The sequence below is a fragment of the Enterococcus sp. M190262 genome, assembly GCF_005843965.1.
In the GTDB taxonomy this organism is placed as follows: domain Bacteria; phylum Bacillota; class Bacilli; order Lactobacillales; family Enterococcaceae; genus Enterococcus_D; species Enterococcus_D gallinarum.
The window spans coordinates 2,846,802-2,860,406 of sequence record NZ_CP040461.1 but is presented as its reverse complement, the minus strand read 5'-3'; the positions used below and the strand labels follow the sequence as shown (position 1 = coordinate 2,860,406).

Below are 13,605 nucleotides of genomic sequence, written 5' to 3'. Positions count from 1 at the left end.
GAAGATTGCACCATACAAGCGGAAGTGCGATTGCAGATCGATTACAGATAAAGGAGAATGAGATATGGGAGACACGATCCAGTTTCCAAAACCTGAAGACCGCCTGCGTCATTCAGCAGAAAAAGCATATCAGGCAAAAGATTATCTGAAGGCTTACCATGATTACCAGGAAATTTATACTGAGCATTCTTCTTTTGAGATCAATCAGTCTCTCGTTAAGTGCTTACAGCAACTGGCTGATTTTGCAAAAGCGTTGGAAGTGGCAGATGATTTCTTGGATGAATACCTACAAGATCCAAATGGTTTTGTTCAAATTGGTCATTTGTTGATTCTTGATGGTCAATACTTGCAAGCGAGAAAATGGATAAGACTCGCAGAGGAATTTCCGGTAATCTCTGAAGCGGTAAGCGAAAATTTAGTGAAAGAATTGGATAAAGTAGAAGAAGTTCAACAAATACTTGGTTTGGAAGATTTTTTAGGAAAAAAACAGTCATTGCTTGCAATGGACAGTAGCAACCAACCCGTTAGCGGGCATACATGGCACGTTTTTTCCCAAGGACTCACAAAGGATCAGTTTGTATCGTTGATGACGGAGCTGCTTCCTCAGTTAACGAATCCTTTTTTGTTACCAAAACTAGTAGAAGAGCTTGTCCGTTTAGGAAGTTCACAGCAGTTTGAATTGATAGACTACATGGGGGATCAACGGCAGATCATTCCCAATCAGTTATCTTTATTGAGGGAAGTGCCAGTTTTCAGCCAAATGCGACAAGCTGTGAATGAACGAATCGGGCAAGAAAATCCAACCTTAGCAGAAGGCATTTTAGAAGAGTTGAATGATCATTTTGCTTTAAGCTATCCGTTCTTGCCAGAATCACAAGAGATTGATCGCTGGGTACAAAGCTATATCGATGAGTATCAAGATCTTTTTGCAAAAAGCGAACCACAAGCGATCGACGAGGAGATCCAACGTAAGAAAACAAGATTACGAAAGATTTTGGGTTCTTTCTAATTCTGAAAGCAGATCACTCAAGAAAAAAACGAGAAGTTTCTAGGTAAAATGTTTACAATTAAAGAACGTTAGTGTACTATTTAAAGGTATGCATGAAACTATTTCATATGTAAAATATAATTGTTATTCGGAGGGAAATAAATGACTGCAAAATGGGAAAAAACAGGCACCAATGATGGTGTATTGACATTTTCGATCGAGCAAGCTGAAATCCAAAAAGGCTTGACGACTGCATTTAATAAAGTGAAAGGCAACTTAAACGTACCTGGCTTCCGTAAAGGAAAAGTATCCCGCCAAGTGTTTAACCGTATGTACGGAGAAGAAGCATTGTATGAAGATGCATTGAATGCTGTCTTGCCAGAAGCTTATGAAGCAGCAGTTAAAGAAGCTGGTATTGATCCAGTATCACAACCAAAAATCGATGTTGACAGCATGGAAAAAGGTCAAGACTGGGTGATCAAAGCAGAAGTGACTGTGAAACCAGAAGTTAAACTTGGTGATTACAAAGAGTTGACTGTTGAAAAACAAGATCGTGAAGTAACAGAAGAAGACGTAGATGCTCGCATCAAACGTGAACAAGAAGCACAAGCTGAGTTAGTCATCAAAGAAGACGAAGCTGCTGAAAATGGCGATACAGTCGTTATCGACTTTGAAGGTTTCTTAGGTGAAGAAACATTTGAAGGCGGCAAAGGCGAAAACTATTCATTAGAATTGGGTTCTAACTCTTTCATCCCAGGTTTTGAAGATCAATTAGTAGGAGTGAAAGCTGGCGAAAGCAAAGAAGTCAACGTCACTTTCCCTGAAGATTATCAAGCAGAAGATCTAGCAGGTAAAGATGCGGTCTTTAAAGTAACAGTTCACGAAGTCAAAGCAAAAGAATTGCCTGAATTAGATGATGAATTTGCCAAAGATGTTGATGATAGCGTTGAAACACTTGCTGAACTAAAAGAAAAATACCGCAAAGAATTGACAGAAACAAAAGAAAAAGCTGCTGAAGATGCAAAAGATGAAGCAGCGATTCGCCAAGCAGTAGAAAACGCAGAAATCGTTGAATTACCACATTCAATGGTCCATGACGAAGTTCACCGCTCAATGGATGAGTTCTTGAACAACATGCAACGTCAAGGAATTTCACCAGAAATGTACTATCAATTGACTGGTTCAACGGAAGCTGACTTGCATCAACAATTTGAAGGCGAAGCAGAAACTCGTGTGAAAACTAACCTTGTGATTGAAGCAATCGCAAAAGCAGAAGGTTTGGAAGCAACTGAAGAAGACATCGAAAAAGAAATTCAAGAGCTTTCAGAAGCTTACAACATGCCTGTTGATCAAATCAAACGCGTCTTGACAGAAGATATGTTGAAACATGACATCACAATGAAGAAAGCCGTTGAAATCGTAACTGGTACGGCGAAAGAAGCTTAATTTTCATCAAAAGAGCGGCAAACGTCTTTTCCGATGTTTGCCCTTTTTGATTGATCAAAAAGCAATGGTGTGTATATTTCATACGATCGTTTTTTGCTTACTTTGCCTTTTTGAGCAGGAGGATCTTGACTTATTTTGCGGACGTGGTCAATTGCTAAGAAAACGTAACGGCCATGAGAAATAGCTTTTTCTTTCAAATTAGTTATGATAAGATGATTAAAGACTGTAAAGATAGTAAAACCAATTCCACTCCTTTACAGGTTAGAAATTTATCAAGGGGTGAACAGTATGTACGACAACACAAATGGAAATGACGCTGTTCGTTGTTCTTTTTGCGGGAAGACGCAAGAGGAAGTAAAGAAGATCGTTGCCGGTCCTGGTGTATACATATGTAATGAATGTATCGACTTGTGCAAGGAGATCATTGACGAAGAGTTCTACGAAGAAGCCATTCGTGAATTTACCGAGGTACCTAAACCACAAGAATTGCTGCATATATTAAATGATTACGTCATCGGACAAGATCGTGCGAAAAAGACACTTGCTGTAGCGGTTTACAATCATTACAAACGAGTGAACGTTGAGCCGACCGCAGAAGACGTTGAGTTGCAAAAAAGCAATATTTGTCTAATTGGACCAACGGGCTCTGGGAAAACGTTCCTTGCTCAAACATTGGCCCGTTCATTGAATGTGCCATTTGCTATCGCCGATGCCACCAGCTTGACGGAAGCTGGATATGTCGGAGAAGATGTAGAAAATATTTTGCTGAAACTTCTGCAAGCAGCGGACTATAACGTTGAAATGGCAGAAAAGGGCATCATTTATATTGATGAAATCGACAAAATCGCTCGTAAAAGCGAAAATGTTTCGATCACGCGAGATGTATCGGGTGAAGGGGTGCAACAAGCGTTGCTGAAGATCTTGGAAGGGACACAAGCAAGTGTACCGCCTCAAGGTGGACGGAAGCATCCTCATCAAGAAATGATTCAAATCGATACGACGAATATTTTATTCATCGTTGGTGGTGCATTTGACGGGATTGATACCATCGTTAAAAACCGGATGGGTGAAAAAACGATCGGTTTTGGAACGAACAACAAACGGTTCTCAGAAGATGAAAGCATCATGCAACATATCATTCCTGAAGACTTGTTGAAATTCGGCTTGATCCCAGAATTTATTGGCCGTTTGCCGGTTATGGCAGCTTTAGACAAATTGACGACCGATGACTTGGTCCGTATTTTGACGGAGCCGAAAAATGCGCTAGTCAAACAATACCAAAAACTGTTAGCATTAGACGATACTGAGCTTGAGTTTGAACCAGCTGCTCTACGCGCGATTGCGGATAAAGCGATCGAACGCAATACGGGTGCTCGTGGTTTACGTTCGATTATCGAAAATATCATGATGGACGTGATGTTCAATGTTCCTTCTGATGAGTCGATTGAAAAAGTCATTATTACCGAAGATGCAGCCAAAGAAATCGGTGAACCGACAATCATTTATAATGAAGAAACAAAAAAAGCAGTTTGATTTTAGTAAGTCGGATAGTTTGATGACTATCCGACTTTCTTTCTGAAAGCATATGAGATTTTATTAGAAGGGAGCGAGCAGATGAAAGTACATGATGCAGAAATTGTGATCAGTGCTGTTTCACCGGCACAATATCCGGATACGCATTTACCGGAAATCGCGTTAGCGGGTCGTTCCAATGTTGGGAAGTCTTCCTTTATCAATACATTGATTAATCGAAAAAATTTAGCGCGAACGTCTTCGAAACCTGGTAAGACCCAAACATTGAATTTTTACTTGATTGAAAACACCTTACATTTTGTGGATGTGCCAGGATATGGCTATGCAAAAGTTTCAAAAACGGAGCGGGCAAAGTGGGGGAAGATGATCGAGACGTATCTTGCAGAGAGACAGCAGCTGCGGGCAGTCGTCTCTCTAGTGGATCTGCGCCATGCGCCTTCTCAGGAAGATATTCAAATGTATCAGTTTTTGAAATATTATGAGATTCCAGTAATCGTGGTGGCCACGAAAGCAGACAAGATTCCTCGCGGGAAATGGAACAAGCATGAAAGTGTGATCAAAAAAGCGCTGGAATTCGATCCAGCAGACACCTTTATTCTTTTTTCTTCCATCACTAAACAGGGGAAAGAAGAAGCTTGGCAAGCGATAGAAGCGGCCATCAAGCAATAATAGATAAGAGGTAAGATGCATGGGGCAATCTCTCAGGACTAGAAAATAAACGGAGAAAGTTTGCTCCGGAACATCTTTTATCGGAAAAATTCTGTGCAAACAAAAAAACATCGATTAGGATGTTTTTTTTGTTTGTTTTTTAAGATCCGTATTTTTTTCAGTTTCTTCTTTATCTTCTTTCGCATTCAAGAAGCGTTCGATGTCGGGTTTGTTTTCTTTTTTGTCATTGTCGGGAAGAATAGCAAACTCATCGAACATTTTATCAAGAGAATCTTCACGTTGGAATTTTAATCCCATATTCCCACCTCCAAGCGCCTCTAGTTTACCATGAAAAACAAAGTTTTTCATCTCAAAAGTAAGCGAAATAGTGTTCAATCATGAATCCCTTTACTATAATAAAATAAGAAGTACATAAAGAGGTGAGAAAGATGATCAAAACGAAGAAAATCTATGCCTTTATTCAATCGGCACAACTCGCCGATGCTCTGATGCGTGAACAAATAGCCAACTGGTTCGCTTTGGTCCGTCTTTCCTTTACCCCCACCAGCTACTATTTAAATCAAAAGGAAATCCACTCCTATGATATCGCTGAAGTACGCTCATTGCTGGAGGGAAGTATTGATGAGGTCAATTTTGAACTGATTTTAACCGATGGACAAAATGAATCCAGTATACACGTTGTCCAAGAAGCCGTACTGCAACGACATCTTTTTACATTTGATGTTTTTCAGGGATCGCGAGAACTATTACTGAGTTATATAAAGACCACAATGGAACAAGGCGGTCTCTTTAGTTATATTCGAGCTTATGATGAATTCCTCAATCATAATGTCGAAAGTGTAGAGAAACGCTATAACTTTCAGAAACCAGAAGAAATCGCTGAATTACCAAAGCGAAAAAACCATGCCAAAGAAATCGTGATCGATTGCAATCAATTTGCCGGATATGATGTTTTTTATAACGGGTTTTGTTTAACTTCCTGTTGGCGCATGTATTTCTCAGAGTACTATGAGCGAGTGTTGCCGTTAGTGATTATTAAAGATGCCCAACAAGTAGAACAAATCCAAACGATGGAGGAAGGGGTTGTCATGGTGGAGCTTTACCGTGATCCGTTTCAATGGGATCATCCTGCCAACCTTTCTTATCAACGTTTGTTTCGGGACCAAATCGGGGTGGATCAACTTACTTGGGATAACGGAGTAGGGATTTTGCGAGAACCGTTTATTGAATACGCGTTTGGCCATCAGTTGATCCAAACGATCCAATATCAAAATGATCGTTTACAGCCCACCGTCAAACGCAAAGCGACCCATTTTATCACTCGGAACTTTGATTTAGTTCGTGAGATTTACCAAGAACGTCGGGTGAGGGGATTGTTGAATGCACAGGCTTATTTCCCTTGGATCGACCAAGAAGGCATGCGGATGATGGATTACATTGTCTTAAAACCACAGTTAACGCTCGATAATGGCTTAGATGCTTATGAATTTTATATTCGCAGTCATTTAGAGGCGGATTACACTACGGAACATTTTGAAGAATACACCGTCTGTTTGCAGTTCTATTTGCCGCAAGAGGCGATGACAGATATACCTATTGACGAATTGAAAGATCGTATGTCAGATGTTCGCTTTGGTTTTTTGCATCGCAGCAAAAAATATACCTGGGTCAATCTAAAAAAAGAAACCCATCGCTTGCGGGTCTATTTTATGAATATGGAACGCTTAGCTGAACACCAATCCATTTCTGGAAATAAATAGAGCCATATAAAAAAGTAAAGACAAGAAAGTTGAATGATTCTCGCAAAAAAATCTCCAGTGTGTTTCAAACACACTGGAGATTTTTTTGCATAGGAGACGCTAGTTGTTTCACACAACACGTATTAAGCGGTAGTTACTTCTTTTTTTAACAAACCGAAGATGATTCCTGAAACAATCGCACCAATTAATATGAACAATAGGAATAATAATGGTTTTGATAGTAAAAGGACCACAAAGATCCCGCCGTGAGGAGCCATCAATTGAATATTGAATGCACCGACTAGGGCACCAGTTAAAGCAGAACCAATCACGAAACTTGGAATGGCCCGAAGAGGATCAGCTGCTGCAAAAGGAATCGCACCTTCAGTAACAAAAGATAAGCCCATCACGATATTCGTCAAACCTGCTTCTTTTTGATCTTTAGTGAATTTATTTTTGAATAAAACTGTTGCGATAAAGATCGCCAATGGCGGCACCATTCCACCAGCCATGACTGAGGCCATTACGACACTACCACCTTCGGCAACCGTTGTGGCAAGTGTTGCTGTACCGAACACATAGGCAGCTTTGTTGATTGGACCACCTAGATCGGCTGCCATCATAGCTGCTAACAGAGCACCTAGTAAAGCGGCATTTGTTCCACTCAATCCTGTTAAGAAGCTGTTTAAGCCGTCATTGATCGCTTTCATTGGGACATTGATCATTAGCATGAGGAACCCAGTAATCAACAAACCAAAAACAGGGTAAAAGAGAATCGTTTTGATTCCGTCTAATGACTTAGGCAAACCTTTGAAAAGATTGCGCAAGAATTTGATGACATATCCTGCTAAAAATCCACCAATCAATGCACCAAGGAATCCTGCGCCACCACTGTTTGCCAATGCGCCAGCAGCAAAACCAACGATCAAACCTGGGCGATCACTGATACTCGATGCAATAAATCCAGCCAAGACAGGTAACATGAATCCGAAAGCGGCATTACCGATTTGATTGAACCAAGCAGCTTGTTGATTATAACTACCTAATTGATTTAAAGCGTCTTGCGGTACACCCATGAATTGATCGACCATAAAGGAAATAGCGATCATGATTCCGCCTGCAATAACGAATGGCAACATATGGGAAACACCATTCATCAAATCTTTATAGATTCGTTGACCAAACGTACCATCAGCAGAAGATTCTTCTGCAACTGTTTGTCCGCTACTGTGAAAGACAGGAGCATCACCGCTTAAAGCTTCATTGATCAGTTGTTCCGTCTTACGAATCCCGTCACTAACAGGACGATTCACTAGATGTTTGCCGTTGAAACGATCCATCTCGACCTTTTTATCAGCAGCGACAATGACGCCAGCTGCTCGCGCAATGTCCTCTTCTGTTAATCGATTTTTAATGCCTTCCGAACCATTCGTTTCAACTTTGATTTCTACGCCTAGTTCTTTGGCTTTTTTCTTTAATGCATCTTCAGCCATGTAAGTATGAGCAATACCTGTTGGACAGGCTGTAACAGCAACGATATAAGGGCGATCACTCACTGACTCTGTAGTTGTGACATCTGTCTGTTCTTCTTTTTGTACTTCTGCTTCAGCAAATAGTTGTTGGACTGCATCCGCAGTTGGTGCTTTCTTTAATTTCTCAACAAATTCTGGATCAATCAACAAGCGGGAAAGAGCAGCTAAGGCTTGTAAATGGGTATCATTAGCCCCTTCAGGAGCAGCAATCATGAAGAAGAGGTAAGTAGGTTGACCATCCAGTGCCTCATAATCCACACCGGTTTTACTTTTAGCAAATAAAACAGTCGCTTCATTGACTGCTTGATTTTTCGCATGAGGCATTGCGATACCGTCGCCAAGACCGGTTGATGTTTGGGCTTCGCGAGCCAAGATCCCTTCTTTGTAGACAGCAATATCTGAAATGCGGCCAACTTCATAAAGTTTGGCAACCATTTCGTCAATCGCACCTTTTTTATCCGTTGCTTGAAGGTCCATGATCATGGCATCTTTTAAGAGTAAATCGTTGATTTTCATTATTTATCCTCCTTATGTTAAGTCAAAGTATCTTTTCAATAACAACTTCTGGCAATAATTCTTGAATAAATGCTGATGTGGCTAAATCATCTGAAAAAGCAGTGGCGCTGCCGCAAGCAACTCCCCATTTAAAGGCTTCCAGTGCATTTTTTGTTGCTGTATATTGTCCGATAAAGCCAGCAATCATTGAGTCGCCAGCTCCAACCGAGTTTTTCAGTGAACGCTTCAGAACATTCGAGCGGTAGATTTCGTTTCCAGTAAACAAAATGGCTCCATCTCCGCCAAGGGAGACAATGACATTCTTGGCGCCATCAGCGATTAATTTTTGTCCATAAGGTAAAATATCTTCGAAGGAGTGGAATGTCGTTTGATACAATTCCGCTAATTCATGATTGTTGGGTTTGATCAGCAACGGTTGGTCGGGTAATGCTGCGAACAACTCTGGACCCGTTGTGTCAATGACGAACTCGGCTCCAGCTTCTTTGACGATGGCGATCAACTCTTGATAGTAGTCAGCCGTCAGTCCATTTGGTTTGCTACCAGAAAAAATGACGATATCTTCCTTGGTAAGAGAAGACAGTTTGTCTTTCAATTGCTGACTTTCATCCTTTGAGATTGTTGGCCCTAATCCGTTGATTTCAGTTTCTTCGCCAGATTTTAATTTAATATTGATCCTTGTATCGGCAGCAACTTGTGTGAAATCGGTCGTGATTCTTTCATTGATCAGCCAATCTTCAATGAAACGTCCAGTGAATCCGCCAATAAATCCAAGTGCAGTGGAAGGGATCTGGATCCGCTGTAAAATACGAGAAACATTGATGCCTTTGCCGCCAGGAAGTTTAAAGTCTTGCTTCATTCGATTAAGTTCGCCCAATTGTAATGCTTCGACGTGGACAATATAGTCAATTGATGGGTTGAGTGTGACAGTATAAATCATTCGGATACCTCCATAATAGTTGTTTGTGTTCGAAATTTAGCCGCATAGTTTTTCGGACAGAAGTCTGTGATAATCTCTGCGTCTTCAATGGCAGCAACTTGAGCAAAAGTAGTTTGTTGAAATTTAGAATGGTCCAGTAATACATAAGCTTTTTGACTATTTTCAATCGCGATTTTTTTGATCATTGCTTCTTCAGGATCTGGAGTCGTAAAGCCTGCGTCTACATGAGCACCATTCATTCCAATAAAACAGCGATTGAAGCGCAGTTTTCGCAATTGCTCACTGGCACCGCTCCCCAAGACAGCGTTCGTACTGATTTTGATCGTTCCTCCTAAAATCAATGTCTCGATTCCTTGATCGATCAGTAATGCCGCATGTTTGACAGAGTTGGTTACAACCTTCACATTTGAGATCGATGACAAGAAAGGGATCATTTCTAAAGTTGTGGTTCCAGCATCCAAGTAAATGACCTCATCCTTTTTGATCAATGAGACGGCATATTGGGCGATTTTTTGTTTCTCTACTTGGAACTTTTGCGTTTTTTCTTTCATATTGGGTTCAAATCCAAGGTGCTGGATCTTTTTGGCACCTCCATGGATTCGGACCAAAACTCCCTGTGCTTCAAGTTCTTGTAAATCGCGACGGATAGTGGACTCAGATGCTTGTAATTGATGGATCAATTCGCTGACTTTCACGATATCCGTTTCTTCTAAAAGGGCTAAAATCCTTTGATGACGCTCTTCTGTAAGCATTTACATCACCTCTTCAATTGTTATGATAGCACATAAAACAGTCATAATCAATCACAATCGGTTAAAAACGGTCAAAATGTAAGGGTAATACATTTTTAAACGGTCAAAAACGGTCGGAAAATTACTCAGAAAAGAATCGAAATGGGTTAATATTTGACAAGAATGGCTATTCTTTGGCTTAATTATTTTAAGGGGGGAATTATATGAAGAATGAAGTGATATTGCAAGGCTTCGAATGGGACTTGCCTGCAGACAGTCAACATTGGAATAGATTGAAAGAAATGAGTAGTGAGCTTAAAGATTATGGATTTACAGCGGTATGGTTGCCTCCTGCATATAAAGGTACAGCGGGCGTCGAAGATGTTGGCTATGGTGTCTACGACTACTACGATCTTGGAGAATTTGATCAAAAGGGATCAATACCAACCAAGTACGGAACCAAAGATGAATATCTTGAAGCAATCAAAGCGTTGCAAGATCAAGGGTTGGAGGTTTACGCAGATATTGTATTCAATCATTTGATAGGAGCCGATGAAAAAGAAACGGCACCAGCGGTCAAATACAGTTGGGACAATCGCAACAAGCCGATAAGTGATGAAGAAGAGATCGAAGCTTGGACGAAGTTCACTTTCCCTGGAAGAAAAGGGAAATACAATGACTATGTCTGGACGTGGAAAAATTTTTCTGGCGTTGATTATGATGACCGAACCAACGATCATGCCTTGTTTAACTTTGCCCAAAAAGGGTGGGAAGATCAAGTGGATGATGAGATGGGCAACTATGATTATCTAATGGGCTGTGATTTGGATATGGAGAATCCAGAAACTATCGAACAGCTGGATAAATGGGGCAAATGGTATCAAGAGTTAACGAATGTGGATGGCTATCGCCTAGATGCTGTCAAACATATTGAGTTTAATTATTATGTTAATTGGCTTTTGAATCGCCGGGAAGAAAAAGGCAAAGATTTATTTGTGGTGGGAGAATATTGGTCGGGTGATCTGCCGAAACTAGAAGAGTATCTCGATTCTTCCGGAAATCTGATCCATCTGTTCGATGTGCCACTGCATTACAATTTCTATGAAGCATCTCATTCGAATGGTGCGTACGATATGAGTCAAATCTTTGCAGGTACATTGACTGCTTCTCGAGAAGACTACGCTGTGACTTTTGTCGATAATCATGATACGCAAGTCGGTCAGAGTTTACAGTCATGGGTAGATGGCTGGTTTAAAGTGCATGCCTATGCGTTGATCTTGTTGCGAAAAGCTGGAGTACCAGTTGTTTTCTGGGGGGATCTATTCGGTATTCCTGAACAAGGTATTGAACCAGTTGGAGAAGATTTAGAAAATCTCCTGAAATTGCGTGAGAAAATCTCCTTTGGCAATCAAGTTGATTATTTCGATGACCCAAATTGTATCGGTTGGGTACTGACAGGAGATTATGAGCACGAACTGTCTGGCTTGGCCGTGGTCATGACGAATGCCCAAGGTGCTGAGAAAGAAATGACCATCAGCGCCATTCATGGTGGTGAAACTTACGTAGATATTTTGAAAAATAATGAAGCAAAAGTTGTCTTAGACGAAACAGGTAAAGGAATTTTCCCAGTCAATGACGGTCAAGTTTCCGTTTATGTGGATGAACGTTTGGTGGAAAAATACTATAGCTAATTTCAGAAGCTGATTTTAGAAAGAACCGTTTGGCAATATTATACGACAGCGATTGTATGGCAATGAAAGAAGGAGCAAAACTGCAGAACATGTGTCTGCAGCTTTGCTCCTTCGATTTTTTTCTGATCGACAAATAAAGACAGGAGGATGTTGACGGCAATTTGGCAGCCAATGTTTAAGTCAGAGGACCATCAGCTAAATAGCTGATTTTTTTCTTCACTTCCGAAACACTATTCGAATCCGTTAAGATCAAAAGGGCATCACCAACTTTCATGATCGTATCTCCGCGGGTCAAAATTTCGTTTTCGCCACGACGAATGGAAATCAGCAACATGTTTTCTGGCCAAGGAAAGTCTCGAACGGCCATCCCATCAAATGAACTTTCTGCGGTTACCGGATACTCGATCACTGTTTTCGTTCCTCGGATATTCACAGCGGGTTCTTTATGCATCTTTTCAAGGAGAGACTCATAAATAGGATGACCACCAAGACCATCGACCACGATATAAGCTACTAAACTAACTAGTCCTAACGGCATTAGGTGATTGATTGATCCAACCATCTCTGTTACTAAAATAATAGCAGTTAAAGGAGCCTTACCGATCGCTGTAAAATAACCAGCCATTGCTACGATCACGAAATTCTTGATATAAATAGGATCCAGACCGATCGACTGTGCCAAAAAGGTACCAAAGATCGCACCAATCAGCGCACCTAATGTTAAGATAGGTAGGAAAATCCCCCCAGGCAGTCCAGCTCCATATGAAATCATGGAAAAACAGTAACGCAAAATCAGCAACATGACCAAAAACAACAGGGGAGCCCCGGTTTCTCCTAAAGTCAAGATAATTTGATTCCCGCCGCCTAAATAGTCTGGTAAAAATAGACCGATTGGAATAATCAGCACAAAAGGAATCAATCCATACCAGTCAGAGGATATGGGTAGTTTTCCATACCATTTAGGCAAAGACAGCAATGTCCACTGGTAAAATCGTCCTAAGATCCCTAGTAAGATACCTAAGATGACTAAAGCACCGTAATATTTCAAAGGCAAGTCATTGATCTTTCCTTGGTAAAGGACAGGTTTCAATCCAAAAAAATTTAAAGAGACAAAGTTGGCGGTAATTACTGAAGCAAAAGATGTCAGCCATACAAGAGGTGAAAAGGAATGATGGATCTCTTCTAAAATGAACAGCAAACCGGCAATCGGTGCATTGAAAGCCGCCGACAATCCTGCACTGGCACCACTGGAAATCAATATTTTTTCTTCTGACTTTGGGGCTTTGAAGAACTGACTTAAACCTTGTCCGACAGCAGCACCTAGTTGAATCGAAGGACCTTCCCGCCCCAAAAAAAGACCCGATCCGACGGATAAAATGCCCCCGATAAACTTTTTCCAAAGGACAGAGAACCAATTATAATCGATCTCGCCACTTAACTTCCCTTCAACTTGAGGAATACCGCTGCCTTTGATTTGAGGTTCTGATTTTACTAAAAGGATCACAATAATTGCAGTGATGATAGAGAGAATTACCCACAGTATGATCTGATCTGGATGATCAGCAAGGTGTCGATAGACAGCAGCAACTTTTTCGCCTATCCATTCAATCGCAAGGCGAAACAAACTAACCACGATCCCCACAAATGCTCCTACCAAGATTCCTTTGCCTATAAAGGCCAGGCGGGTTGTATCTAAATAATGGATTTCATGTTTCTTCATCAAACTCCTCACTTTCCTTATTTAATTTAGCCCTTTTTTGAATAGATAACAAGGAATTTTTTTGAAGGACAAAAAAGAAAAATTTAGCAACTTTTCAAGGCGT

11 protein-coding genes are annotated in these 13,605 nt (G+C 40.8%); 6 read left to right on the top strand and 5 right to left on the bottom strand.

Annotation, left to right across the window (positions count from 1 at the left end):
* The first annotated feature begins 64 nt into the window (after positions 1-64).
* The 4 genes from FE005_RS13525 (at position 65) to yihA (ending at position 4,636) form a co-directional block, all read left to right on the top strand.
* The gene (locus FE005_RS13525) at positions 65-1,009 is read left to right on the top strand and encodes a hypothetical protein (protein WP_138372003.1); all 945 of its coding nucleotides are present in this window, start codon (positions 65-67) and stop codon (positions 1,007-1,009) included.
* Between the two features lie 141 nt (positions 1,010-1,150).
* Positions 1,151-2,434 (top strand): trigger factor, encoded by a 1,284-nt coding sequence (tig, locus tag FE005_RS13520; protein WP_003126431.1) that lies wholly within the window; start codon positions 1,151-1,153, stop codon positions 2,432-2,434.
* A gap of 288 nt (positions 2,435-2,722) precedes the next feature.
* Entirely contained in the window at positions 2,723-3,967 is a 1,245-nt protein-coding gene (clpX, locus tag FE005_RS13510; protein ID WP_005471356.1) for an ATP-dependent Clp protease ATP-binding subunit ClpX, read from the top strand.
* 81 nt (positions 3,968-4,048) lie between these two features.
* A complete protein-coding gene (yihA, locus tag FE005_RS13505; protein ID WP_003126435.1) occupies positions 4,049-4,636 on the top strand; it encodes a ribosome biogenesis GTP-binding protein YihA/YsxC in 588 nt (195 codons plus the stop codon).
* A 114-nt stretch (positions 4,637-4,750) separates the two neighbouring features.
* On the opposite strand, the gene FE005_RS13500 is transcribed toward yihA, so the two are convergent.
* Complete coding sequence (locus FE005_RS13500) at positions 4,751-4,933, bottom strand: SPJ_0845 family protein (RefSeq protein ID WP_029486767.1); 183 nt, start codon at positions 4,931-4,933, stop codon at positions 4,751-4,753.
* A 131-nt stretch (positions 4,934-5,064) separates the two neighbouring features.
* Here FE005_RS13500 and FE005_RS13495 point away from each other — a divergent pair, with 131 nt between their 5' ends.
* Complete coding sequence (locus FE005_RS13495; protein WP_138372002.1) at positions 5,065-6,396, top strand: hypothetical protein; 1,332 nt, start codon at positions 5,065-5,067, stop codon at positions 6,394-6,396.
* 122 nt (positions 6,397-6,518) lie between these two features.
* On the opposite strand, the gene FE005_RS13490 is transcribed toward FE005_RS13495, so the two are convergent.
* The 3 genes from FE005_RS13490 to FE005_RS13480 are packed head-to-tail and all read right to left on the bottom strand — an operon-like array spanning position 6,519 to position 10,112.
* A complete protein-coding gene (locus tag FE005_RS13490; RefSeq protein WP_103299792.1) occupies positions 6,519-8,423 on the bottom strand; it encodes a fructose-specific PTS transporter subunit EIIC in 1,905 nt (634 codons plus the stop codon).
* Positions 8,424-8,445: 22 nt separating this feature from the next.
* On the bottom strand, positions 8,446-9,360 hold the full coding sequence (gene pfkB, locus FE005_RS13485; RefSeq protein ID WP_113849632.1) for a 1-phosphofructokinase: 915 nt from the start codon (positions 9,358-9,360) through the stop codon (positions 8,446-8,448).
* Entirely contained in the window at positions 9,357-10,112 is a 756-nt protein-coding gene (locus FE005_RS13480) for a DeoR/GlpR family DNA-binding transcription regulator (RefSeq protein WP_003126440.1), read from the bottom strand. Before FE005_RS13480 ends, pfkB begins: the two co-directional genes overlap by 4 nt.
* Before the next feature lie 203 nt (positions 10,113-10,315).
* On the opposite strand from FE005_RS13480, the gene FE005_RS13475 reads away from it, so the two are divergent.
* On the top strand, positions 10,316-11,782 hold the full coding sequence (locus FE005_RS13475; RefSeq protein WP_081132025.1) for an alpha-amylase: 1,467 nt from the start codon (positions 10,316-10,318) through the stop codon (positions 11,780-11,782).
* A 175-nt stretch (positions 11,783-11,957) separates the two neighbouring features.
* Here the strand turns inward: FE005_RS13475 and FE005_RS13470 are convergent, their stop codons facing one another.
* On the bottom strand, positions 11,958-13,505 hold the full coding sequence (locus tag FE005_RS13470) for a ClC family H(+)/Cl(-) exchange transporter (protein WP_060813319.1): 1,548 nt from the start codon (positions 13,503-13,505) through the stop codon (positions 11,958-11,960).
* Between the last annotated feature and the right edge of the window lie 100 nt (positions 13,506-13,605).